The sequence below is a fragment of the Runella zeae DSM 19591 genome, from assembly GCF_000423565.1.
Classification (GTDB): domain Bacteria; phylum Bacteroidota; class Bacteroidia; order Cytophagales; family Spirosomataceae; genus Runella; species Runella zeae.
Map to the genome: position 1 here is coordinate 404536 of NZ_KE384038.1, position 24429 is coordinate 428964.

Here is a 24429-nt window from a genome sequence, read left to right on the forward strand (position 1 = left end):
AGGGGAAGCTTTAGATGCCAATAGGTATTGTTCGATAAGTATATTTTTAACTTAAAGACCACTTTCTAAACTCATCTTTGTTAAAAATATTCTTTGGGTCAAGAAAAGCGCAAGAGAATAATAGTCCAACATAAATATCATCAATGATGTAAAAGATATGTAGAAACTGACAATTGTTTTATAACATTCAGAATGAAGTGTTATAGTGCTGCGATGAAGCCTGACGATACGTTTTATAGCTGAAATATTTTAGTCAAATCCGAATCAAAAATAGTTGTATATCCTTAAAACAACACTGATAACGATTTAGCCAAAACGTTTTTTGACTTACCAAAAATGGTATTTTTTTTTCACTTATATGGGTTTAAACGTCTTTGGTTATATTTTTATGTCTTTTAAGTTTAAGCTAGAACACTTAATGTTTAAACAAAATGTTTAATTAATTGTTTGAATAGGTATGAAAAATACCCGAAATGTATCAATAAATGACATCTCAATTGCCATACTGGAAGATGACCCTATTGACCAGATAAAAATAGAAATGATGCTTACCAAGCACCTTTCTTCTCAATATAAGTATCGCTTGGGGGGTATTTATTCGAAATTGGAAGATCTGATTACCTACCTTAATGACCATAAGGTTGACTTGATTTTATCGGATATAATGATTGACAACAAACCTATTGGTTTAGAGCTTCTCAAAATTTTTAAGGATACTCAATTACCAGTTGTATTAATGACATCTTCCCAAGACCCAAAGTTGTTTTTGGAGTCACAAAAGTATCTCAGCGTTCATTACCTTATTAAGCCTTTTCATGCTATTACGCTTCAATCGACCATCGAAAAGACGTTGGAAGCGCACCAAAAAAGTAAACAATATGATTTTTTAGATAAGAAATACCTGTACTTGAGCAGTAAGGCAGGGCATAAAGATCAGGTTTGGTTTGCGGAAATTATGTACATTGAAGCCGACGACAGTCATTGTTACATTCATACATCGGCCAAAAAGTATGTACTAAAAAAGTCGTTAAGTAAATTGTTGGAAGAAGATTTAAACGATCAGTTTATTCGTATTCACCATAAATATGCGGTCAATAGGATACATATTCAGCATTCGAAAGCCGATACAGTTCAATTGACAGAACCGATAGTGCTTCCAGTAGGAAAAAGCTTTAGAAAAGAGCTGAAAGGTTTTCTAAAAAAACATACATAATGCAAAAGTATCCAATTACCGCCAAAAATATACCATTTACCATATTTATATCCCTTTAGTTCAAAAATAGCAGATAAATATATCCCATTTTTGGTAATGCACACATTAAGTGTATTACCCTATGGCCGATATAAAGTTAGATTTTTGGTTAACAAGCTTCAAAAGAAAGATCTCCGATGAATCAAGCGGAGGTGGAGTAAAAAAAAGCCTTGAGCTGTTCGATTTTGGGTCGAATTACGCTTATTTTTTTTCCTTAATACCCCCACACGGCAACCACTTACGGGGCTTTACCGATACGTTTCAGCCTATTATGGAAGGCGATTACTGCTTAATAAGCACCCCTTATGAACAAGGGCGGTCTTTTGTGGTGGGGGTTCGTATGGATTGGCTTACCAATCAAGTAGGAAATTTTCCGGCTGATTTAGGTAATATTATCTCTAAAATACTGAGCAGCTGGAGTAATCAACACAGCCTGTTTACTTCGAGATATTTAGCGTTTCATAGAGAATATCAGCGCGCTGTCAACAAGGATTTACTGGCCAAAAGTTACTTTCTACAATTTCTCTATTTTCTGGTCGATGATTTACAGGCAGAAATTTTAAGCAGAAATACGGCGAATTTTAAGGAATTGGACTTGCAGAGGATTAAAGAAGTAGAAGAGAAGATAACTTATGATTTTAAAAAAGCGACTCCTTCCATCAACGAAATGGCCAAAATGGCTGGAATGAGTGTAAGTAAATTTAAGAATTTGTTCTTCGAATTATATGGAACCACTCCCCATCAATACATTGTCGACAGAAAAATGATGTATGCCAAAGGCTTACTTCTAACAGGTAAATATTCCATCACACATGTAGCCTATCAAGTTGGGTATCATCATCCATCGGGTTTTACGCGTGTATTTAAACAAAAATTTAATCATTCACCCAATTCGTGCCATTTTGAAATTCATGACTATGAGCGCACTCCCTTCAACCGTTGAATTTTCGGTTTCGACCGAAAACGCCCATATAGTAGTAATGCTATTGCTTTCCCATAACATTACTTTCACAGTGATCTCTTCAGATCAAACCGAAAATACCCAATCTCCGGCTATAGCCATAGCCAACGAACCAAAAACCAACCCTACGTATGTTTCAAAGGCACCATTGATCCCCAATTTGAAACTCATAGAATCTATTTATCTGAAATACATTAATAAGAATATCGAACAGTCTATACCCAATGAAACGCAAATTGCGGCGGAATTTGGGATTAGCCTCGGGACCTTCAAAAATGGATTTAGGAAAGTCTATGGAAAGCCTTTTTATCAGTTATACCTGGAAAAAAGAATAGAGCACGCCAAAATGTTACTATTAACAGGATATAAGTCGGCAGAGATAGCCGAACGGCTTGGGTATTCGCAGGCCATCAAATTCAACAAAATTTTCCAAAAATATGTTGGCATAACACCCAAGCAATTTCAGAACAATCATCAGGGAGGAGCAAGACGGTGATGGTGTAAAGCGAAAAGGCAGACTTCTTCTCCAAGGAATAGTTTGCCCAGATGAGCTATTTGCCGTTTTGCCCCTTGATTCAGCAAAGTTTTATCACTTACCCTACTGCCCCGAACCCATGTGCTAAGGGGTTATCTTAATTGCTTTGATTTAGCCAACGCCTCAACCCTGACAATTGCTCTATCTGCAAAGGCATCATCATCAATAACCAAAACCGTAATCAGATACCTAAATCTACAAAAGACCCAACTGCAAAACAGCCTCAACGCAATCAATAAACTAACTATTTGGCAGTAGCTGTTTGAAAAAAACGAATCAGACTAGCATTCCAGCATTTCACTTTCTTGATGCGGGGGTGGGTTGTCGACAGGTTTGACGGTTTTGGCAATAAAAATGCTGAAAAATATAAACAACATCGCACCGTATCCGACCCAATCATAATGGAGGAGTTTTCCATCAGGCATTTTTTGAATGATAAGACCGGCCAGATATACTGCTACCGACTGCATCAACAATTGTAAAGAGGTATTAATAGCCATAAAACTACCACGTTGCTGAGGCAACACTACAGAGGAGGTCATGGCTTGCGTGGGAATGAGACGACCATTTGAAAAAACAAAAAAGATAGCGGCTGTTCCCAAAACAGAGAAGAGATGATTGGAGGTAGAATTGGTAATGAGCCACATCGGAATCATGGATAGCAAAGCGAAAATCACGAATACGGGATATTTGCCTTGACGGTCGGCGAATTTTCCTACCAGAGGAGCCGTAAAAAGGGTAAGCCCTCCACCGACGGCGTATATTAGATACAGCTTGTTTTCGCTAAAATGGGCATTGGCGGTCAAGAAGGGTGCAATAAACGGAATAATACTAAAATGCCCTAACATGATAGTCGCCGTCAGCCACAGTGCACGTAGCTGATTGGTGTCTGACAAAATATTGGTAATGGCCGCAAAAGGTGGGGTTTTGAGGGGAGACGGATTTTGTAAGTGTCCGTCGAGGCGAGGAACATACCGCCAAATCAACCCAATGACTGCGATACCCACAATCCCCACAAACCAAAATGGCGCGTGCCAGCTAAATTCGGAAGCTAAATAAAGTCCCAACGGAACCCCTACAACCGATGCCACCGAAAAAGCAGTCATAACTACACCCATGGCACTTGCACGACGCTCATATTCAAACACATCACTCACTGCCGACATCACTTGAGCACCTAGTACGCCCCCAAAAACCCCCGCAAAAGTGCGGGCCGCCATGAGTAGACCAAAGGTAGGTGCCATAGCACACGCCAAAGTGCCTACTACAAAACCTGTATAAGCAATGAGCATGATTTGCTTGCGCGGAAACTTATCGGCAATGAAAGCCACAAAAAAACCAGAAAGGCCCGCACTAAAACTATATGCCGATACCAAAAGCCCAAACTCTTGAGGCGAAATATCGAAATGTCGCATCAATTGTGGCCCAAGGGGCATCATAATCATAAAATCCATGATATGCGTGAAATTTAAGCACGCCAGCACGAAGAGAAGTAATTTTTCTTTTTGAGACATTGAGGCTGTTAATAAAAATAAACAAAGACTCCTATCCAAAATAGATATGACAGGAGTCTTTTAATCAGATTATTCACTTAAAAGTTTGTTGATGAGGGCATTGAAATCTTCAATAAACTCATCATAATATTTGCCAGTGCCGGGTCCCGAAAAGCCAGTGTGGATTTCGCGGACACGGCCTTTTTTGTCAATAAAAATTGTAGTAGGATAGCCCGAAATATTGTTGAGGGCAGGCAATGCTTTGCCGGCATTGGCATCTACTACGCCCGCCAAAAGTAAGGGGTAAGGCACCCCGAAACGTTTGCCCATAAAATCGATTTTCGGACCTGAGACTTTCAGATCACCTGAACGCTCAAACATAAGCCCGATGATTTCGACTCCTCGCGACGCATTTTTCTTATACCAAGGCACCATAAACCGCGTTTCGTCCATGCAGTTGGGGCACCATGTTCCTGAGATTTGTAATACCACTACTTTTCCTTTGTAGCGATCATCTTTGAGAGAAACTACATTGCCTTTCGTGTCTGGGAATGAAAAATCTAGGGTTTCATAACCTGGTTTTAAGTAAGTAAGTGCCGTAGGAGGCGGCAAAGCGGCACTTGGGTCGAGCGTAGCCGTAAAAGGCTGATAACCTGAAATACCAGACCACAATCCCCCTTTGATTTGACCATTGGGCAAAATAGCCGCTCTGAACAAAAAGGCGTGCGAACCATCATAGCATGACATGAAAAGGCTATCCCCTACGATGTCGCCTGCCAAATAACGATAATCGCCGGTAGGAGTCAAGAAAGTACCCGCCAACTTACTGCCTTTTTGGTCTAAAATACCGACCGCAAAAGAAGAATCTTTACGTTCGGGACGATGAAAATAAGTAGCGTATTTGCCAGATATATTTTTGGTGGTAGCTTGGGGTGTCTTGGCAAACCAATACACATTACCCTTCTCTGCTTTAAAAGGCAATACAGATACCCATTTACCATTTCGGTTTTTCTTCCATGAGCCCTTCATTTGATTGCCGCTCACTTTGGCTACCAAGTCGGAGTCAAAAATCAACATCGGGATGTGTAAAGAATCGCCTTCCATGTAGGCTTCATCCATAGGGAGTCGTTCGGCGCCATTGATGACCACTACTTCATATTTACCGTTGGTTTTGGGAGTGATTTCAAGCCCAAAAGGCAAGTCATGGTTTTCTCTTTGAAGAGCAGCACGCCAAGTGCTTTTGGGGAGAGAGGTTTGTGCTACTGCGCTGTAGAAGTAGCTGAGAGCAAGGAGAGTGGCAAAAAACTGTTTCATTTAGTTTGTTAAAATGGGTTGTTAATTTACAACAACCTTTACATCAGAAAAGTTGGTCAGAGTACGCTTTATTCTATTTCCCTTGCCTTTCATCCCTCTTTTTAAACCTTTGAAGTTTTTGGTAAAATATACTCAAACCCGTTTTGTTAACTTTGTAAGTTAGCTATTTAGTATCAGATTTAATCGTTAATATGACCCTATTCTACCGAAAAATTTTTGTTTTGTTCTTTACATTTGGGGCTGTGTTAGGGGGACAGGGACAAGAAAAAAGTGCCCCGCTTGGTGGCGCTGCCTATCAGGAAAAATACCAACATCGTATTCGCCGCACCCCCATCCCCATCAAAATAGATGGCGAGCTTTCGGATGAGGCTTGGCAAACTGCCACAGCTAGTAAAAATTTTGCACCGCATTGGCCCCAAGACAATGTACCTCTTAAGCGTGATACCGAAGTAAAAATGGCCTTTGATGACCGTTTTTTGTATGTAGGAGTAGTATGTAGAGATTCTAACCAGCATATCATACAGACCCTCAAAAGAGATGCTTCATTTTGGGATTCGGATGCTTTTGGGCTTATTCTGGATCCTATCAACGAACGTACCAATGGTTTTTTCTTTGGCGTAAATGCCGCCAATGCTCAATGGGAAGGATTGCTTACTTTTTTTTCGGACGAACTAAACGGTAGCTGGGACAATAAATGGTATTCGCAAACCAAAATTTATGATACCTTTTGGACAATTGAGATGGCGATTCCCTTCAAAACCTTGCGTTATGACCCATCCAAAACCCAATGGGGAATTAACTTTGAACGAAATGACCTCAAAAATAATCAGTATTCAACTTGGACTTTCGTTCCGGTCAATTTCAACGGCTATGATTTAGGATACACGGGAGCGCTTGTGTGGGAAGATACGCCACCTACTGTCAAAGGCAACGTCTCTTTGGTGCCCTACATCACGGGAGGAGTATCACATGATCATGTCGAGGGAAAGCTCACAAAAGGTAGCTTTAATGGAGGTCTTGATGCCAAAATCGCCATCAATTCTTCGCTCAATTTGGATGTTACGCTCAATCCGGATTTTTCCCAAATTGAAGTAGACAGGCAAGTTACCAACCTGACTAGGTTTAGTATTTTCTTTCCTGAGCGGCGTACCTTTTTTCTCGAAAACGACGACTTGTTTAGTAGCTATGGTGCGCCGCCTTTTCGACCATTTTTTTCGAGGGCAGTAGGTCTGGACCGCAATGCCCAACCGATTCGGATTATAGGAGGGGTACGATTGAGTGGTAATCTTGACAAAAATTGGCGAGTAGGTCTAATGACAATGCAAACTGCCTCTAAAGATAGCTTGACCCCCGCCCAAAACTTCACGGCATTTTCTTTTAACCGTAAAGTACTAAAACGATCGCTTATTAAAGGCTATGCGCTCAATCGGCAAGGGTTTATGACTGAAGCCATGCGAAAAGCCAACCCAATGAACGAATATGGCCGGAATCAAGGACTAGAGTTTAGTTATTCAAATGTCAAAGGGGATTTGTCGGCGTGGGCGGGATATCACCTGTCTCAAAAAAGCACGATTAAAAAAAATAGTGATGTAAAGCAGGCTGGATTTGGATACTTTGGCCGAAACCTGAATTTTTTTGTAGATTATATAGGGATTGGTACCAACTACTACGCCGATATGGGTTTTCTAAATCGAGTTGATAATTTTACTTTTAGGCTTGATCAATTTGGCAAAATCCAGTCTGATACCACCATAAGGCTTGGGTATAAACAAATATACAGTGAAGCTGAATATACCATCCGCCCTAAAAAAGGCAAAATCAGTAGCCATTCATTGGGTACCGAAAATTTTCTATTGTTGTATCCTAATGGCGAGTTGGGGGAGTATTCGACTGCCTTTGGCTACAATGTACTTTTCCAGAATACTAGCAGTTTTTCACTCAGGTACGATCACAATCGCGTCAATGTATTGTTTCCGTTTGTTTTTACCGATAGTGATTATGCCCTACCGGCCAACAATTATACTTACAGCCAATACAGTGCTACTTATGGCTCTGACTACCGAAAAAAGTTTTATTACACTGTAAGTTTCCGTACAGGCGGTTTTTATAACGGAACACTTCAGCAATATGCCCTAGAGATGAACTATCGGGCTCAGCCCTGGGGGAATTTTTCGATGAGTTTTGAACAAAACGACATTACCTTACCCAGGCCTTATGGCAATGACCGGCTCCTTTTGGTAAGCCCACGGGTAGAAATCAATTTTTCGACCCAGCTATTTTGGACTACTTTTTTACAGTTTAATACCCAAAACAACAATTTTAACGTCAATAGTAGAGTGCAATGGAGGTACAAACCGATGTCAGATTTTTTCTTGGTATATACCGACAATTACTATACCGACCCTCTTTTTAGGAACAAAAATAGAGCTGTCGTGTTCAAATTTAATTATTGGCTCACTCTCTGAGGCTATAAAAAAACAGGAGAAAGAATTTAGATTTCTTTCTCCTGTGCTTTTTTAAGAATTGTTGTAATGCTGGGTTAGCTCTTCGCCGTATTCTTCAAAGTCATATCGATAAATTGACTCGACTTCGGCTCCTGGTAAGATTTCGGAGGTTTGGGTAATAAGCCCAGTGTGTAAATCAAACACCCACCCATGAATATGAGGGTATTGACGTTTTTTCCAAGCTCGTTGAATAATCGTAGTTTTGGCTAGATTTTTAGCTTGTTCCATCACATTAAATTCAACGAGCTTATTGAACCGTTGGTCAAAATCTTCGATGTCTTCGAGTTCTTCACTGTGCTTAGAATATACATCTTTAATGTTTCGTAGCCACTTGTTAATCAGGCCAAAATCTTTGTTGCTCATGGCGGCTTTTACACCCCCACATCCATAGTGGCCGACTACCAAGATATGTTTTACTTCTAGTACCTCCACAGCATACTGCAATACACTAAGCATGTTGATATCGGTATGAATTACAAGATTAGCTACATTACGGTGTACAAATATTTCGCCCGGAGCTGTACCAGTTACTTCATTGGCGGGTACACGGCTATCGGCACAGCCAATCCAGAGGAATTCGGGTTTTTGATCAGCCGCTAGCTCTTCAAAATATTGTTCGTCAACTCTTAATTTATCGGCAGCCCATGCTTTATTAGCTAAAAGGAGTTTTTGATATGATTGCATTTTTGAATGAATATTTATGTGGTGAAATTCCTTTAAATTCAACTTGAATTCCTCGGTAGAGGGCATCTTTTTTAAAACTCTCTAAAAGTTGAAAGATATCATGGTCTATAAATTCGGCTCTCGTACCGTCGATATAGACCGAGTCTCCTTTTTCAAAGGAGTCTAAGAGACTTTTGAGATAAGGTTTATTCATAAAAGTCACATCTTTTATAAATAGGACTAAAATGTTTTGTTGGTCACGAGCCATGCTGATGGCCGAGCGATTGTTGGTCACAATGATAGAAATTATGCCTGCCAACAAACCCAGCACAATACCCAATAACAAGTCGGAAAAAATAATACCGGCTATGGTCACAGAAAATGGTAAAAATTGTGGGAGACTTTTGCGGTTTATTTCGGGCAGTTTTTGGGAAGTTGCTAGTTTGTATCCTATCAGTAACAACAAAGAAGCTAAACAGGCTAAAGGAATAAAATTGAGTAATTGCGGAATCGTAATGACGGCAATCAGCATCAATACTCCTTGGATAAAGGCCGATAGACGAGTTTTGCTACCACTGTATATATTGACAGAAGTACGGAGTGTTACTAAGGTAAGCGGTAGCCCTCCAATAAGCCCCGATACCATATTGCCTATGCCTTGGGCTTTGAGTTCTTGACTTGGCGATGAAACACGGCGTTGGGGGTCAAGTTTGTCGGCTACTTCAAGACTTAAAAGAGATTCAATACTTGCTACAAGCATAAGCGTAAAAGCCGCTAAATAAACTTTAGGATTGGCGAGGGCTTCCCAAACCGGGAAATGGAAAGCACTAGAAGCATCTTCAAGACTTAGGATGAGAGGTACCTTTACGAGATGGGTGCTCTCTTCTAAATAAAATCCCGGAATCCATAATTTAAAAACTTGGTTCATCAAAACGCCTGTAAGTACTACCAGCAAGCCAATAGGAAATACCTTGAAAAAACGGAAGTCTTTTTTTGAAAAATATTCCCAAGTTATCATCACAGCTAAGCAGGTGATACTAATCGCAATAGCACCAGGATGAGGGTGGCTGAGGGCTTCGAGAATTTCAGAAAAGGTATTGTGATGATTGAGTTGTAAAAAATCAAATTCTCCTTCAACATCTGCATCCCAGCCTAGAGCGTGGGGGATTTGTTTGAGGATAATCACAATGCCAATAGCTACCAACATGCCGTTGATGACACTCGAAGGCACAAAACTACTCAGCCTACCTGCCTTGAGCCAGCCTAATACGTATTGAAATGCACCTGCCAATACTACCGCTGTAAGGAAGTGAGAAAAACTCCCCAAAACCTCAATGCTATCTAGTACGATGATCGTAAGACCCGCCGCAGGACCGCTCACACTTACCTCTGACCCCGAAAACAAAGTAACCACGATTCCCCCCACAATTCCTGCCAAAAGACCCGAAAACAAAGGTGCACCTGATGCCAAGGCGATACCAAGGCACAAAGGGAGAGTTACCAAAAAAACAGATAAACCTGCCGAGAAATCTTTGTTAAAATGCTTTAGAGTCATTGGCTAAATAAAAAAATGAAAAGGGAGGTACATCGTCTTCTTAGTGAGCTGCTAGCCCTTTAAACTCTGGAATACTGTGTAGTTCTAGGTTAATTCCTCGCAAGAGGGCCGTTTCTTTAAAATTATGGATGATTTCAAGCACATCTAAATCAATGTTGTGAGATTTGCTACCGTCAATGATGACATTAGAATTTTCGGGAAGCTTGTCTAACATCAACGTAATCACACCCTTATTAATAAACGTTACATCTTCTACCAACTGAATCGTGATTTTTTCGTTTTCTAGATGCTCTTCTTTCATCAGTAGATATGCCCGGCGATAGTTGTTGCGCAAGATGAAAAAGATAGAAATCGCAATGCCGATAATAATTCCTTTGAGCAAATCAGTAAACAGAATAGCCACAATAGTTACCACAAAAGGAATGAATTGCTCCCACCCTAAACGGTACATTGATTTAAACAACGATAGCTTGGCAAGTTTGTAGCCTACCATCAATAAAACGGCCGCCAAGCACGCTAAGGGAATTTGGTTGAGTAAGTTTGCAAAACCCACCACGCTAATAAGCAATAAAAAACCGTGAATGATAGCCGACATTTTGGTTTTACCACCTGAGTTGATATTGGCCGAACTACGTACTATGACAGCCGTAAGAGGCAATCCTCCAATCAATCCTGATACTATATTGCCAAGACCTTGCGCCTTCAATTCACGATTTGTAGGGGTGTTACGTTTATAAGGGTCGAGCTTATCGGCAGCTTCTACGCTCAACAGCGATTCCAAACTTGCCACAATGGCAAGCGTAATCGCTACCACATAAACTTGATAATTGGCAAGACCCGAAAAGTCGGGCAGCGTAAATTGTCCCACAAATTCCTGAAGCGAATTAGCCACGGGTAGTTTTACCAAATGGTCGTTGGTAAGTGCCATTTTAGGAAAAGAAACTTTGAAAATTTGATTCAGCACAATCCCCAAAATCACCACAATAAGGGCCCCTGGTATAAATTTAAAGAAGGTGTATCTTTTCAAAAAAGGCTTGTCCCACAAAATCAGAATCAAAAGCGAGAGACTTGATATAATAATAGCCCCAGGATGCAGAAAGTTAAGGGCATTGAAGATTTCTGAAAAAGTATTTTGGCCGTCTACTTGTAAAAACTCAAAATCGCCTTCGCTATCTTTGTCGTAGCCCAAAGCATGGGGGATTTGTTTGAAAACCAAGATAAGCCCAATCGCCGCTAGCATTCCTTTGATGACACTCGACGGAAAATAGTGCCCGATAATACCAGCTTTCAAGTATCCTAAAATAACCTGTATAACACCCGCCAACACCACAGCTGCCAAAAAAACTTCGTAGGAGCCTAACTGTTGAATAGAGTTAAGGACAATCACCGTGAGGCCAGCAGCAGGTCCACTAACACTGAGGGCTGAGCCACTTGCCAAGGCTACTACGATTCCGCCGACTATCCCAGTAATAATCCCTGAAAAAAGGGGAGCTCCTGAGGCTAATGCAATCCCTAAACAGAGAGGCAATGCTACCAAAAACACCACTAATCCTGCTGGTAAATCATGTTTTAAATCTTTAAGTAGGTCCTTCATTTTTGTAGGTCTGAAATATGAAAATCTATACTAAGTGGGAGATAAAGAATGGAGAAGTAGGCTTAAGCCCCCAATGTATAAGCTGTATTCAGCAAGGAAGACAATATATGAGGATGATTGTCACCAAATCCTATTGAGATACAGTAGTTGAGAGGGTTTTAAACCAACAATTGAAGCAAAACAGTCCTCAGAAAAAGGAACGTTTTTATTTCTTCAAATCAAGAAAACTTTAGGGTTGCTCAGGAGGAGGAATACAAATAGAACTAAAAGGCTCGGGGTTGAGCACTAAATAAGTGAAGTTGCTGAAAATTTCCGCTAAGGCATATACTTTGAAAATATCATTCAATAAAAATGCAATTTCGTCGTCCCATTCACTATCTTCTTCGTTGGTTTCTTCGCTTGTTTCTTCATCCGTCGGAAAGTCACAGTCTGAATTAGGGCAGGAGCTTTTGGCTTGATTTTCGGTAGAAAGTGCCTTCTTACCTCCGCTTGCCAGAGGCTTAAGCGTTGTCATTAACCCTATCAGGAGACTAAAAAATAGCAATATAACGACTTTGGCGTAATGCATTGATTGGCCTGAGGTGACTTTAAGAATCAACTTCAACTTTTAGTAATATGCAAAAATGATACTATATTTTCTAAATCCCAACAAATATTTTATGGGAAAAGATTAAATAATGGATATAATGTTTGTGAGTATCGACTCTAAAGGCTCTATTGCAATTGTATCTCAATAGCGGTACGTGCTAGTTCCAGCACCTCTTCCGCTGTTTTACCTTTAGGCTCAATAGGACTCAGAACTACCCACGATAGTTTCTCAAAACTACTAAGAGGAAAGATTCCTTTTGGGTTGAGTTTTCCGGTATTTTTGATAGCTACAGGCACCACTAACGCACTCGGGGCGCGCTTAATCAAAACCCCCACGCCGCCAGCTGCAAAAGGCTTGAGCGCTCCTGTTCGGGAGCGAGTACCTTCTGGAAATATAGCAGCCGAAAATTTTGTTTCTTCTATCATTTTTCCCAAGCGAGCGATTTCCATGATTGCTTGTTTTCCATCTTTGCGGTCGATGAGAGCCGCACCACTTTTGCGGAGATTATAAGAGATACTCGGAATACCTTTTGATAATTCAATTTTTGAGACAAAAATGGGGTAATTTTTGCGGAGATACCAAATCATCCCTACGATGTCAAACATACTTTGATGATTAGCAATAAAAATAATGGGCCGGTCGGTCGGAAGTGTAGCTTTAGAAATAAATCGCAGGCGAGCCCCTACTATCCATAGACCATGCAAGAGTGAGCCATTGAGCAGGTGAACGGATTTTTGGTGAGTTTTACGACTAAAAAAATTAAAACAAATCACCTGAATCAAGTGAAATACTAACAACGTAAGCCCAAAGTATAGCAAGTAGATGGCACTAAGAATGTAATCTAGAATTTTTTTCATGTAATTGGGGCAAAAAATCTTTTGGGGTCAAAATTAATCAAACATTCCTAAAACACCTTAGCAATCATTTTTTTTGAAATTATGCGTACCTTCGGCAAAATTTCGTTATATTCTATTTAACCGATTGATATTTATGCAACTTCCTTCCACCCGTATAGAGGTTATGAAGTTCATTGGTCAGAAGATTGATTCAATCTTTGATGAATTTCTCAAACCCATCGAAAACATTTGGCAACCTGCTGATTTTTTGCCAGATGCCACTAGCGAAAACTTTTTGGATGATATCAAACTCCTCCAAGAAGCAGCCCGTGAGCTGCCCTACGATTACATGGCTGTGTTGGTAGGAGATGCTATTACAGAAGAAGCATTGCCTACCTACGAATCTTGGCTGATGACTGTAGAAGGAGTAAATCAGCAAGACCCTAATCAAGGCTGGACAAAGTGGATACGCGCTTGGACCGCCGAAGAAAACCGTCATGGCGATTTGTTGAACAAATACCTCTACTTGTCGGGTCGTATCAATATGCGTGCTATGGAGGTATCGACTCAGTACCTTATTGCCGATGGATTTGATATCCAAACAGGTACAGACCCTTATCGCAATTTTGTTTATACATCGTTTCAAGAGCTTGCCACCAATATTTCGCATCGACGTACGGCTACTTTGGCCAAGCAATATGGCAATGTGCTTTTATCCAAAATGTGTGGGGTGATTGCGGCCGATGAGATGCGTCATGCCAAGGCTTATAAAGCTTTTGTAGAGCGTATTTTTGAGGTAGACCCTTCCGAGATGATGCTCGCTTTTGAAGATATGATGCGTAAAAAGATTGTAATGCCTGCTCATTTTTTGCGTGAAACGGGAGTGAAATTGAGCGAAACATTTAGTCATTATTCAGATGCTGCACAACGCATCGGAGTATATACTACGTATGATTATATCGAAATCATGGAATCGTTGTTGGAAGAATGGAAAATCGATAAAATAAGTGGTCTCAATGAAGCCGGAGAGCGTGCTAGAGACTACATGATGGCTCTTCCTGCTCGCTTGAGAAGGGTAGCTGAGCGTACCAAAATTCCAGATTTGAATTACAATTTTAGTTGGATTGCTTCCTAAAATAGGTTTGCTATCCCATTCATACATTCCAAAGCACAAAAAAAGCAGTGATTCACTGCTTTTTTTGTGCTTTGGAAACTTTTAAAAACTTTAAGCTATTTCTACTCTACTTTTACGAAGGTGCTTTGGCAAACGCCGTGCGGCCAAAGGATGCTCCGAAAGTGCCTCGTGCTTATCTAAACCTCGAAAAGTCAATACACCTCCTGCGGCTTCAAAATCTTTTCTAAAGTTATTGAGATTATCAGCTACTGTATGATCTACGTAAGTTGCTTTTGAAAAATCAATCACCAATGAACTACCCGCCGGAACTTGAGCGATTATTTTTTTGAGTTTAAGGTAATTGGCAAAAACGGCGGCATTGTTTACATTCAACTGATACACTCCTACTTCTTTTTCGGTAAGATCAAAACGTGACTTTAAAATGTCGCTGATTTTGACTCCAAAAGCTATCTGGATGATAAATTTGGTAAGAATTCCCGCTGCTATTCCTACCAATAAGTCGGTTGCTAAGGTAGTAATGATAGTGATAAGAAAGATAGTAAGCTGCTCTTTACCAATGTGGTAAATGTGCGTAAACTCCCGAGGTGAAGCCAAACGAAACCCTACAAAAATTAACATGGCTGCTAATGAAGCTACTGGTACCATTTTGATGACGGGTACAAGTAACACAACAAACAAAAGTAAAAAAGCACCGTGGAAAAAATTGGCCCATCGGCTTTTGGCGCCGTTGTTGATATTGGCCGAGCTACGTGCTACTTCTGAAATCATAGGTAAGCCACCCAACAATCCCGCAATAACGTTACCGATTCCTACGGCTGTAATATCTTGGCTCAAATTTGACTTACGTTTTTCTGGGTCAATCAAATCGATAGCACGCCCAGTAAGGAGCGACTCTAAACTTCCGATGAGGACAAACATCAAAAGGTATTTCAAAAATATGGGCAATAGCGTAGAATCAGTAAGTGCTGCAAAATCGGCGTTAAAGTTGAACGAAAAATCGCCTGGATTAACGAGTGGTTTTAGGTTTTTGTAGGAAGGTTCGGTCAAATGAAAATATTGTCCAAGCAATACTCCTACAACTAACACAATCAAAGCAGGGGGGACTTTTTTTAGGGCTTTAATATTAAGATACTGCCATCCAAACATAATAAGAAGACTTACACCGCCAATAATCGCAATATGATACTCCATATGTGCGAGGCTATGAGGAACCATTTCGAGCAGTTCGAGGGGCTCTTTGCCCTTCATTTCGGCCGGGGCGGTACCTACTGCTAGGTGAAGCTGCTTAGACATAATAATGATTCCAATCGCGGCTAGCATTCCATGAACGGCAGAAAGCGGAACGAAATCTACAAACTTGGCTACTTTTAATAATCCTAACAGAACTTGTATTAGCCCAGCGATTACGATTACGCCCAGCGCAAGTTTCCAGCCGTGCTCCATGTCTCCTTTGCCTAGTTCATCTACTGCTCCTGCTACAATCACTATCAACCCTGCTGCAGGGCCTTTGATGGTAAGCTCGGAGCCAGCAAAAAAAGCAACGACCATCCCTCCAACGATAGCGGTCATTACGCCCATAATAGGAGGGAAGTTACTAGCTCCTGCAATGCCCAAACAGAGCGGAAGAGCAATCAAAGAAACTAAGAAGCCAGAGAGGAGGTCGGTGCTCCAATGGTGTGATAAGCTACTAAAAATACTTTGCTTTGATCTCATAACAACAATTGTGTAGAAGTAGAAATTTAACTGCACAAAAGTGTTAAGAGCCCATTAAACCCTCATTAAGGCCAGATTAAAAGGGAATTAAAATGGAATCGTAACCACAAACTGACTTCCTAGCCCCATTTGCGAAAAAACCCAGATACGGCCATTGTGAAGTTCGATGATGCGTCGAGTAAGAGCAAGCCCCACTCCGTAGCCTTTTACATACTGCGTGGAGTTGGCGCGATAAAAAGGCTCGAAGATATGAGGTAAATCGGTGTCCGAAATGCCAACCCCTCGGTCGCTAAACGAAATCCTGATATGGTCTTCTTGAGCGCGAAGTGTCAAACTAACGTGATGGTCGGGAGAGTATTTACAGCCATTTTCCATGAGATTTAGGAAAGCTGTTTGTAAAAGAGCCGAATCGCCTTTGATTTGCAGCAAAGCTTCTTCTTCAGGAAACTCCTCAAACTTAATCTGAACATCATAATCGGGGCAATGGTGTATCAAAATATCGCGTGTTTGCCAAAGAAGGTCATCTACTCTAAGCTCTGAAAAATGATTCTGCGAGACTTCATCATTGAGGCGAGCCAGCTCTAAGAGTCCATTTACCAAGTCGCGCATTTTTTTTACTTCTTCGATAGTCTCCTTTATGGTTTCTTGGTATTCGTCAATCGTACGTTTTTGGAATAGCGATACCTCAAGCTGCCCCATCATAATAGCCAAAGGAGTGCGTAGTTCGTGGGAAGCATGAGACACAAAACTTTTTTGGGAACTAAAAGCATCTTCAAGGCGACTCAAGAGATCGTTGAAAGTGGCTGCCAACTGGGCAAGTTCATCGTTTTGCCGGCCTATTTTAAGGCGCTCGTGGATATTTCGGGCGGAAATGTTTTTGACTTGCTCAATGATATCCGAGACAGGGCGTAGGGCATCGCTCGAAAACAACCAGCCCGCTAGCACTACCATTAGTAAACTTACGGCCCAGCCAGTGATAAGAATAGTTCGGAGACGTTCAAGAATACTAATTCCGTACTTATCTATAGCATAAGCTACTACCACTAAGACTTGCTTTTTTTGGTCGATATACCTTACCCCTACTATTTCTTTGTCACCCTCTCTTAAACTTACATCCTTTCCTTGTCGTACCTGATTTAAAAAGTTAGCATTGATATGATAAGGTTCTTCGCCACTGTCATACACTACCTGATTGTGGGCGTCATATACCGTAATTTCCTCTTTGTACATCGTGGTGAGGTCATTGCGGCTTATATCGTGCAATAGCTCTTCGGTAATACCTCCTACGTCTTCAAAAAGCCTAACTGTGGTAAGTGCCTTATCCCGAAGTCGTTTCCTAAATTCTTGTTCTCTATATTGGTTATATAAATAATAGACCGAAAAAGAAAACACTAACATAATAGACGCCACCAAGAGAGCAAAAAGCAAAGTAAGGCGGACGCGAATATTCATAAAGCGCACAAGGTATTATTGAAATTCTTTCATGATATAACCCATCCCTACCACTGTATGGATAAGCTTATGCTCAAATTCTTTATCTATTTTTTTGCGAAGAAAATTCACATACACATCTATGGTATTAGTACCTGTATCAAAATGTATATCCCAGACTTTTTCGGCAATGTCGACTCGGGATACTACTCTGCCTTTATTACGAATGAAATATTCGAGAAGACCAAATTCTTTGGCCGTAAGCTCAATTCGATTTCCCCCACGCCGGGCAATGCGTTCGTTGAGGTCTAATTCTAAATCAGCAATTTTGAGAAGATTAGTGACGGGGCCACTTTCGGAGTTGCGTTTTTGTAAAGCTCTCAATCTTACGATTAGTTCTTGAAATTCAAATGGCTTTACTAGGTAGTCGTCAGCACCTGCATCAAAGCCAGATATTTTGTCATTGATGGTACCTAAAGCGGTGAGCATCAAAATCGGAGTTCGGAGATTTTCGCGACGCAGAAGATTCGCCAGCTCAAAACCATTGATTTTGGGGAGATTTACATCCAGCACGATTACGTCATAGTGATTCGAAAGAGCCAAGCTACTGCCCATTTGCCCATCAAAAGCCACATCTACTTCCCAAGATTGTTCTTCAAGACCTTTTTTGACAAACGCCGCTAATTTGGGTTCGTCTTCAACAATTAAAACTTTCATATCCAGTCGAATAGCTAAGTGTAGGAGCGATTTAGCTTCAATTTTAAAAATAAGAATTTCTTCAAAAAAATTTGCCTGAGAATTTTAACTAGGTTTTAATGGATAAGCTTTTCGTCGAGGCTATGATATAACTTGGAACGAACCATGCGCGTGGATATGTTTACGAAAAAACATACAATTATATGAAAACATTTAACACCATTTTCTTATTGTTTTTTTGTAGTGTGATTTTCGCACAAAACGGCACTCTCAAAGAAAGTCTAAGTGTCAAAAGTAAGCTTCTAGGAAAAGATATAAAGTATAGCATATATCTTCCTGCCGATTACGAAAAAAACAATCGGAGCTATCCAGTTTTATATCTCCTTCATGGATATACCGACGACGAAACGGGCTGGACTCAGTTTGGCGAAGCGCATATTATTGCCGACAAAGCCATCAATGCTGGCGAAGCACCACCGATGATAATCGTGATGCCCGATGCCGGGGTGACATGGTATCAGAATTCTTATGACAACAAAATACGGTATGAGGATTTTATGGTGCAGGAACTAATCCCCTACATCGATGCAACCTATCGTACGCGTTCTAAACGTGAGTTTAGGGCGGTGGCGGGGCTTTCAATGGGAGGCCTTGGTACTTTGCTCATGGCGACCAAACACCCAGATATGTTTGTGGCGGCGGCGCCATTGAGTGCAGCCGTATGGACCGACGAGGAGTTTACGTCTAGTACTGATCAAGCAAGCTGGGATAATACCTTTGGAGAGTTATATGGAAAAGGATTGACTGGAAAAAATCGATTAACGGCTCATTATTATAAAAATGCTCCCATTAAAATTGTAGAAACTGGGAATACTGATGATTTGAAAAAGGTAAAATATTATATTGATTGTGGAGATGATGATTTTTTAATCAAGGGCAATATGGCTCTTCATGCGATGATGATTGATAAAAAAATCCCTCATGAATTTAGAGTACGTGACGGCGGGCATACTTGGTCGTATTGGCGTACGGCTTTGCCTGAAGTGCTGAAATTTGTGGGACAGAGTTTTCACCGCTAATAATAAACGCTGGCGACCTTCAAAAGATCGCCAGCGTTATCAATCATAAATTCTCGAAAATTAATAGCTAGGATTTTGAACCAGATAGCCCGGCAAATTGGAAGCTCCATCAATCGCCGTTTGAGGTATAGGGAAAATTCGTTTGTTAGGGTCTGTATTTGATTTTTCAGTCCATTTATCTTCATACTTTCCAAAACGAATCATATCAGTGCGGCGAAGCATTTCCCAATAAAACTCAAATCCACGTTCACGATAAAGTAAATCTAAGTTCATAGAGCTAAGTGCAGGAGGTGGTGTAGTGACATTGCGAGCTGCTCTGACTGCATTGACATCTGCAAGAGCGCTTGCGGCGTCGTTGCTTTTACGAAGTTTGGCTTCGGCACGCATCAAATACACATCTGCCAAGCGCACAATCACAATGTCGGCCTCGCCAAAATTCCGACCACTCACTGATTTTTTGCTAAACTCGTATTTTTCGACACGATAACCTGTGTTATAATTACTTCCTGCTTCCGTAAAATCAACCTGTTCGGTAAAATCAACGGCTAGGGTGGGCTTGTTGCGTGTATCGTGGAAAAGTTTAGCAACTTTCATTTTTCCATCAGGACATTTCAGAAATACCCCATTGCGACGAATCAAGCCATATTGCTGCCCACGCAATATCCCACGGTTGATGTTGAAGTTTTCGGCAGCCACGCACGAATCCGCTGGATTAGAATAAATAGATAGATTTTGTTTGTAGAATCTTGGGTCCACTGAAGGGTCTTTGGGCGCATAAGCATTGACCCAAGTACGATAATAATCGGATGTAATCGCTGGCCCGTCAGTGCCATTGGCATTGGGGTAAGCAGGAAGCGGGAATTGGTCACCCGAAAGTGAAAAATACGCCATCCGGTTATGTCCATTGAGATCAGCACGTTGATCAACTGCAAAAATCAATTCTTTATTGGTATGATTATCGTCGTTGAAAATAGAGAAATAATCTCTAGAGAGTTGATATTGACCAGAGTTAATGATTTTGTCGCAGTACTCTACCACTTTGTCCATATCTTCAGGTTTGAAAGTCAACTGCCCTGCGTAGGGGTCGCGATAAAAAGCGGCATTGAGGTACAAACGCGCCAATAATCCCCAGGCGGCCCCTTTAGACAAGCGCCCAGGGCCTACGGTGGCATCAAGGTTAGGTTCGACGGCTAGTAGTTCATTTTTGATATATTCAACGGCTTCGTTTCCGCGAATTACTTTTGAAGTCTCTCCTAAATTCTCTTTTACAAAAACTACTCCAAACAAATCCAAAGTAAGCAGCGAATAGTAGGCTCTCATACCTCGCGCTTCTGCCAAAAAAGTTTTGGAAGAGGGATCATTGAGTGTAGGCAAAGAATTAATCGCTGTAATCGCCCGCGACATACCTTGCAAAATGAGGTTCCAAGTATTGCGTAAGTTGGGATCAGTACTGATGTAGGTATGTCGGTGCATGGCCAAGTAGATACCATTGTCGCCCCAGTCGGTGCCACCTCGGTAAGGAAGGATAGCCTCGTCAGTAGAGATTTCTTGAAGAGCAAAGTAATTGGTATGTTGGAAAAGGTTAGGAAGCAGCGCATACACAGGAGCGATGATTCCTTCGGCGGCTTGTTTGTCAGAAAGACCTGTGGCAGAGGTTTCGTCCAGCACAATCTCCTCTAAATTGGTACAGCTATTGACCGTAAATAAGCTCAATACGGCCAAAAATACATATATCTTCTTTTTCATGAATTCAAAATTTAAAATGTAACATTCAAACCGAAAATGAATGATTTGGCTTTAGGATAGCTCAGATAATCAATCCCGTATGAAGAAATACCGTTGATAGTACGGTCAGTATTGACTTCTGGATCATAACCGTCATATTTAGTAATAACAAAGAGATTTTGACCAGTCACCGAAAGTCTAATACCTTGTACCCATTTATTAATACCCAAAGCTTTGGTGTTGAAATTGTACCCTAAAGCGAGGTTATTAAGCCTAAAAAACGCACCGTCTTTCAAATAACGCGTAGAAACGGGCGCAGCATTGTTGACTGATTCGTTGGGATAAGCAATGGCTTCAGGAGTGGTGTTGATGCCTTTCGATAACCTCAATTTGTAGAAGTTTGAGTTGGCAGTATTGTCATAGATTTTGTTTCCAGAAACACCATTAAAATTGGCTACTAAATCAAATCCTTTGTAGGCAACGCTCCCGTTGATATTGAACTGCTTGGTGGGAAGTGCGCTCCCCGCAGCGACACGGTCTTTGTCCGTAACGATTCCATCACCGTCGGCATCTAGATAGGTACTGATGCCTTTGTCGTCAAATCCAGTAAACTCTTTCAAGTAAAATGTACCAATAGGCTGGTCGTTGAGATAGCCATTGATGGTAGCAGAGGTCAGTCCCGAACCAGAAGCCGAGCCAGACGGAATCACCGAATAAGGAGAATTTTTAACACGGTTGTGAATGAAGGTAATATTACCCCCTACATCAAAGCGAAGGCCATTTAAACTAGTATACCGATAATTGAGATCCAACTCTACCCCACGATTGGTGATGGTCATGTCTTTGACGTTGGTCCAGAAAGTACCCGCCGGCTGTACCGGGTCAGCAGGAATTACTTCCAATAAGATATTGTTTGAGACTTTGTTGAAGAAGTCCACGGTTCCGGAAAGAGCGCCATTAAACAACCCAAAATCAAGTCCTAAGTCGGTTTGAGTAGATACTTCCCACTGAATGTCAGGATTGGCCAAACGAGAGTAAGACGTACCTGGAGGGTACGAACCCGTAGGGTACAAAGGATAGCTCGTGGTGCCAGATACCTGAGAAGTAAACAAGGCTTGGGTGATTTTAGACGGTATTTCTTGGTTTCCGGTCTTACCCCAGCCTGCGCGCAGTTTCAGTTCACTAAATGGCGACGATTTCATAAACGACTCTTCCGAAATTCTCCAACCCAAAGAGAAAGAAGGGAAGACGCCGTATTTGTTGTTAGCTCCAAATTTGGAGGAGCCATCCGCTCTCACAGTGGCAGTCATCAAGTATCGGTCTTTGTATTGATAATTGACGCGTGAGAAAAAAGACTGAAGCTCGTTGATCAGGGCATATCCACCGGGTTTGTTGTTGGCAAGCGTAAGTTCTTGCCCTAAACCAGGGTTGTAAATAGGCTCAATACTCGAAATCGGAAACTTATTGATGCTATTGTTTCGACCTTGGATAAAAATCTTTTGATACGAATGCCCCACCAATGCCGACAGACTATGGTCGGTTTTGTTGAGTGTATACGTCAAGTAGTTTTCGATGAGCTTGTTGTTGTTGTAAGTATAGATAGTCTCAAGACGTCCGTCTTGTAGAGGCACGGCATTGGGCAGTGATTGCAAATCACGTACCGAATTGGAGTTGTCGATACCAAAGTTGAGTTTATATACCAATCCGTCGATGATTTTGAAAGAAGGTGAAATACTTCCAATCACACGGTTGATTTTGGTAATGTCTTTTTCCAACCTTAAGGGAATGAGCGGGTTGACACCACTAGCATACTGGAAAGGATTGCCATTGGCATCATAAGCAGGATAGGTGGGATTGGCCGAAATCGCACCTCCTAACATACTTCCAATAGGGGGACGCTCATTGATAGTATAAGTAGCGTTTAGATTTACGTCCACCGTAAGGCGATCATCCAAAAGTTTTTGAGTAACGTTTATACGTCCCGTGTAGCGATTGAGCTGATTGTTTTTCAAGATACCTTCTTGATTTTGGAGCCCCAATGAAGCATAGTAAGAAAGCTTGTCGGCTCCTCCTCCAAAAGAAAGGTTGTGATTTTGCGTATAGGCAGTACGCGTTACTTCTTTTTGCCAGTCAGTATTGCCTTTCAAATCTTCCAAAACACCCCCCACTTTAGGGACTTGTTGGCGATATTCATCCGCGCTAAATATATCCAATGCGCGTGCCAAAGTAGATACCCCGACATTGGAAGAGAAGTTGAGATTTGAAAAGCCCGCTTTGCCTTTTTTGGTTGTAATCAATACCACACCATTGGCTCCGCGTGACCCATAAATGGCAGTCGCTGATGCGTCTTTAAGTACATCAATCGACTCAATATCTTGAGGATTCAAGAAATTGAGGGGGTTGGTTGCACCGCCAGTGCTGGAGTTGTCGAGTGCCAAACCGTCTAGTACAAACAAAGGAGTACTTCCCGTACGTACTCCTCCTGGCCCTCTGATCGTAATGCCTTGAGCACCACCGGGCTCGCCGCTGGCAGAGGTGACGTTGACGCCCGCTACTTTTCCTTGGAGCAATTGCTCTGGAGAGTTGATAATACCTTTGTTGAAATCAGTACTTTTGATGGACTTGACCGAGCCTGTCATGTCTTTTTTGGTAGCACTACCATAGCCAATGACTACTACTTGGGCCAAGTCAGAAGCGCTTGATTTGATAGAGACATCAATTGTGGTGCGGCCTCCTACCGTAATTTCCTGCTTTTCGTAGCCAATAAAACCAAAAACCAATACGGCATTGTCGTCATTGACCACAATCGAATAATTGCCATTAATGTCGGTGTTGGTTCCGCGTTGTGTTCCTTTTACTACCACACTACATCCCACAAGTGGCTCATTGTTAGCCGCATCCGTGACACGCCCCTTGATAGTCTTCTCGGTAGTTTTGACGGAAGCATAGCTAGCCGCCGGTAAAATCCCGATTGCCACCACCAAAAATGACCAAACAAGCCATTTAGGTGGCATTAAATTGTAAAAAGTTTTCATAGATTAGAATTTGAAAGTTTCTAAAAACAGCCCCACAAAGGTCTAGCTAAGCGTTTAACAAATTGTTAAGCAGACATTATCTCTCTGTGATGTTTTGCATCAACAAAATAGATTGAAATAAAGTGCTTTGATTTTTTTTAAAGTAAAAGAAGGATTAATAAAGTGCTGATTATTAATAAAATCAAAGCTAAAAAACGGGAGAGATGCGTAGTGTTTTTTTCATATAATGTTAATAGCGATTATGGGTTGGTGAAAAATAAGTCCGAAAACTTTATGCAATAGTATAATTGAATTTTTTAAATAAAAAATATGACCCACT

At 41.3% G+C, this 24429-nt stretch carries 18 protein-coding genes; 6 read left to right on the forward strand and 12 right to left on the reverse strand.

Annotated features, from left to right (window positions below; genetic code table 11):
* Positions 1 to 457 precede the first annotated feature (457 nt).
* From G563_RS0124415 to G563_RS0124425, 3 genes are all read left to right on the forward strand, one after another.
* Positions 458 to 1213 (forward strand): LytR/AlgR family response regulator transcription factor, encoded by a 756-nt coding sequence (locus G563_RS0124415; protein WP_028667637.1) that lies wholly within the window; start codon positions 458 to 460, stop codon positions 1211 to 1213.
* Between the two features lie 121 nt (positions 1214 to 1334).
* Positions 1335 to 2195: a helix-turn-helix transcriptional regulator gene (locus G563_RS0124420; RefSeq protein WP_028667638.1), complete on the forward strand. Its 861-nt coding sequence runs from the start codon at positions 1335 to 1337 to the stop codon at positions 2193 to 2195.
* Entirely contained in the window at positions 2170 to 2709 is a 540-nt protein-coding gene (locus G563_RS0124425; RefSeq protein ID WP_028667639.1) for a helix-turn-helix domain-containing protein, read from the forward strand. Before G563_RS0124420 ends, G563_RS0124425 begins: the two co-directional genes overlap by 26 nt.
* 320 nt (positions 2710 to 3029) lie before the next feature.
* Here the strand turns inward: G563_RS0124425 and G563_RS35775 are convergent, their stop codons facing one another.
* Both G563_RS35775 and G563_RS0124435 read right to left on the reverse strand, forming a co-directional pair.
* Positions 3030 to 4262, reverse strand: coding sequence for an MFS transporter (locus G563_RS35775; protein WP_051211173.1), 1233 nt, complete (start codon positions 4260 to 4262; stop codon positions 3030 to 3032).
* Between the two features lie 69 nt (positions 4263 to 4331).
* The gene (locus G563_RS0124435; RefSeq protein ID WP_028667640.1) at positions 4332 to 5555 is read right to left on the reverse strand and encodes a peroxiredoxin family protein; all 1224 of its coding nucleotides are present in this window, start codon (positions 5553 to 5555) and stop codon (positions 4332 to 4334) included.
* Between the two features lie 191 nt (positions 5556 to 5746).
* Between G563_RS0124435 and G563_RS0124440 the strand changes: the two genes are divergently transcribed.
* A complete protein-coding gene (locus G563_RS0124440) occupies positions 5747 to 8020 on the forward strand; it encodes a carbohydrate binding family 9 domain-containing protein (protein ID WP_028667641.1) in 2274 nt (757 codons plus the stop codon).
* Positions 8021 to 8071: 51 nt separating this feature from the next.
* Here the strand turns inward: G563_RS0124440 and can are convergent, their stop codons facing one another.
* The 5 genes from can to G563_RS0124465 all read right to left on the reverse strand — a co-directional run bounded on the left by can (position 8072) and on the right by G563_RS0124465 (position 13317).
* Complete coding sequence (can, locus tag G563_RS0124445; RefSeq protein ID WP_028667642.1) at positions 8072 to 8743, reverse strand: carbonate dehydratase; 672 nt, start codon at positions 8741 to 8743, stop codon at positions 8072 to 8074.
* The gene (locus G563_RS0124450; protein WP_028667643.1) at positions 8712 to 10277 is read right to left on the reverse strand and encodes a SulP family inorganic anion transporter; all 1566 of its coding nucleotides are present in this window, start codon (positions 10275 to 10277) and stop codon (positions 8712 to 8714) included. The genes can and G563_RS0124450 overlap by 32 nt, the downstream gene beginning before the upstream one ends.
* A gap of 40 nt (positions 10278 to 10317) precedes the next feature.
* Positions 10318 to 11871, reverse strand: coding sequence for a SulP family inorganic anion transporter (locus tag G563_RS0124455; RefSeq protein WP_028667644.1), 1554 nt, complete (start codon positions 11869 to 11871; stop codon positions 10318 to 10320).
* Positions 11872 to 12100: 229 nt separating this feature from the next.
* Entirely contained in the window at positions 12101 to 12385 is a 285-nt protein-coding gene (locus G563_RS0124460; RefSeq protein WP_028667645.1) for a hypothetical protein, read from the reverse strand.
* 200 nt (positions 12386 to 12585) lie between these two features.
* Positions 12586 to 13317 carry a lysophospholipid acyltransferase family protein gene (locus G563_RS0124465; protein WP_028667646.1) on the reverse strand — a complete coding sequence of 244 codons (732 nt, stop codon included), beginning with the start codon at positions 13315 to 13317 and terminating at the stop codon, positions 12586 to 12588.
* A 133-nt stretch (positions 13318 to 13450) separates the two neighbouring features.
* Here G563_RS0124465 and G563_RS0124470 point away from each other — a divergent pair, with 133 nt between their 5' ends.
* Entirely contained in the window at positions 13451 to 14431 is a 981-nt protein-coding gene (locus G563_RS0124470) for an acyl-ACP desaturase (protein WP_028667647.1), read from the forward strand.
* Positions 14432 to 14521: 90 nt separating this feature from the next.
* Here G563_RS0124470 and G563_RS0124475 read toward each other — a convergent pair whose 3' ends face one another.
* The 3 genes from G563_RS0124475 to G563_RS0124485 all read right to left on the reverse strand — a co-directional run bounded on the left by G563_RS0124475 (position 14522) and on the right by G563_RS0124485 (position 18292).
* Positions 14522 to 16144: a SulP family inorganic anion transporter gene (locus tag G563_RS0124475; protein ID WP_028667648.1), complete on the reverse strand. Its 1623-nt coding sequence runs from the start codon at positions 16142 to 16144 to the stop codon at positions 14522 to 14524.
* Between the two features lie 87 nt (positions 16145 to 16231).
* On the reverse strand, positions 16232 to 17596 hold the full coding sequence (locus G563_RS0124480; RefSeq protein WP_028667649.1) for a sensor histidine kinase: 1365 nt from the start codon (positions 17594 to 17596) through the stop codon (positions 16232 to 16234).
* A gap of 15 nt (positions 17597 to 17611) precedes the next feature.
* On the reverse strand, positions 17612 to 18292 hold the full coding sequence (locus G563_RS0124485; protein WP_028667650.1) for a response regulator transcription factor: 681 nt from the start codon (positions 18290 to 18292) through the stop codon (positions 17612 to 17614).
* Positions 18293 to 18474: 182 nt separating this feature from the next.
* On the opposite strand from G563_RS0124485, the gene G563_RS0124490 reads away from it, so the two are divergent.
* On the forward strand, positions 18475 to 19350 hold the full coding sequence (locus G563_RS0124490) for an alpha/beta hydrolase (protein WP_028667651.1): 876 nt from the start codon (positions 18475 to 18477) through the stop codon (positions 19348 to 19350).
* 60 nt (positions 19351 to 19410) lie between these two features.
* Here the strand turns inward: G563_RS0124490 and G563_RS0124495 are convergent, their stop codons facing one another.
* Positions 19411 to 21096, reverse strand: coding sequence for a RagB/SusD family nutrient uptake outer membrane protein (locus G563_RS0124495; RefSeq protein ID WP_028667652.1), 1686 nt, complete (start codon positions 21094 to 21096; stop codon positions 19411 to 19413).
* 11 nt (positions 21097 to 21107) lie between these two features.
* Entirely contained in the window at positions 21108 to 24110 is a 3003-nt protein-coding gene (locus G563_RS0124500; RefSeq protein ID WP_028667653.1) for a SusC/RagA family TonB-linked outer membrane protein, read from the reverse strand.
* Between the last annotated feature and the right edge of the window lie 319 nt (positions 24111 to 24429).

Excerpts from the sequence above, each read along its gene's own strand:
- G563_RS0124415 (WP_028667637.1), top strand. The coding sequence starts at position 458 with ATGAAAAATACCCGAAATGTATCAATAAATGACATCTCAATTGCCATA.
- G563_RS0124420 (WP_028667638.1), top strand. The coding sequence starts at position 1,335 with ATGGCCGATATAAAGTTAGATTTTTGGTTAACAAGCTTCAAAAGAAAG.
- G563_RS0124425 (WP_028667639.1), top strand. The coding sequence starts at position 2,170 with ATGAGCGCACTCCCTTCAACCGTTGAATTTTCGGTTTCGACCGAAAAC.
- G563_RS35775 (WP_051211173.1), bottom strand. The coding sequence starts at position 4,262 with ATGTCTCAAAAAGAAAAATTACTTCTCTTCGTGCTGGCGTGCTTAAAT.
- G563_RS0124435 (WP_028667640.1), bottom strand. The coding sequence starts at position 5,555 with ATGAAACAGTTTTTTGCCACTCTCCTTGCTCTCAGCTACTTCTACAGC.
- G563_RS0124440 (WP_028667641.1), top strand. The coding sequence starts at position 5,747 with ATGACCCTATTCTACCGAAAAATTTTTGTTTTGTTCTTTACATTTGGG.
- can (WP_028667642.1), bottom strand. The coding sequence starts at position 8,743 with ATGCAATCATATCAAAAACTCCTTTTAGCTAATAAAGCATGGGCTGCC.
- G563_RS0124450 (WP_028667643.1), bottom strand. The coding sequence starts at position 10,277 with ATGACTCTAAAGCATTTTAACAAAGATTTCTCGGCAGGTTTATCTGTT.
- G563_RS0124455 (WP_028667644.1), bottom strand. The coding sequence starts at position 11,871 with ATGAAGGACCTACTTAAAGATTTAAAACATGATTTACCAGCAGGATTA.
- G563_RS0124460 (WP_028667645.1), bottom strand. The coding sequence starts at position 12,385 with ATGACAACGCTTAAGCCTCTGGCAAGCGGAGGTAAGAAGGCACTTTCT.
- G563_RS0124465 (WP_028667646.1), bottom strand. The coding sequence starts at position 13,317 with ATGAAAAAAATTCTAGATTACATTCTTAGTGCCATCTACTTGCTATAC.
- G563_RS0124470 (WP_028667647.1), top strand. The coding sequence starts at position 13,451 with ATGCAACTTCCTTCCACCCGTATAGAGGTTATGAAGTTCATTGGTCAG.
- G563_RS0124475 (WP_028667648.1), bottom strand. The coding sequence starts at position 16,144 with ATGAGATCAAAGCAAAGTATTTTTAGTAGCTTATCACACCATTGGAGC.
- G563_RS0124480 (WP_028667649.1), bottom strand. The coding sequence starts at position 17,596 with ATGAATATTCGCGTCCGCCTTACTTTGCTTTTTGCTCTCTTGGTGGCG.
- G563_RS0124485 (WP_028667650.1), bottom strand. The coding sequence starts at position 18,292 with ATGAAAGTTTTAATTGTTGAAGACGAACCCAAATTAGCGGCGTTTGTC.
- G563_RS0124490 (WP_028667651.1), top strand. The coding sequence starts at position 18,475 with ATGAAAACATTTAACACCATTTTCTTATTGTTTTTTTGTAGTGTGATT.
- G563_RS0124495 (WP_028667652.1), bottom strand. The coding sequence starts at position 21,096 with ATGAAAAAGAAGATATATGTATTTTTGGCCGTATTGAGCTTATTTACG.
- G563_RS0124500 (WP_028667653.1), bottom strand. The coding sequence starts at position 24,110 with ATGAAAACTTTTTACAATTTAATGCCACCTAAATGGCTTGTTTGGTCA.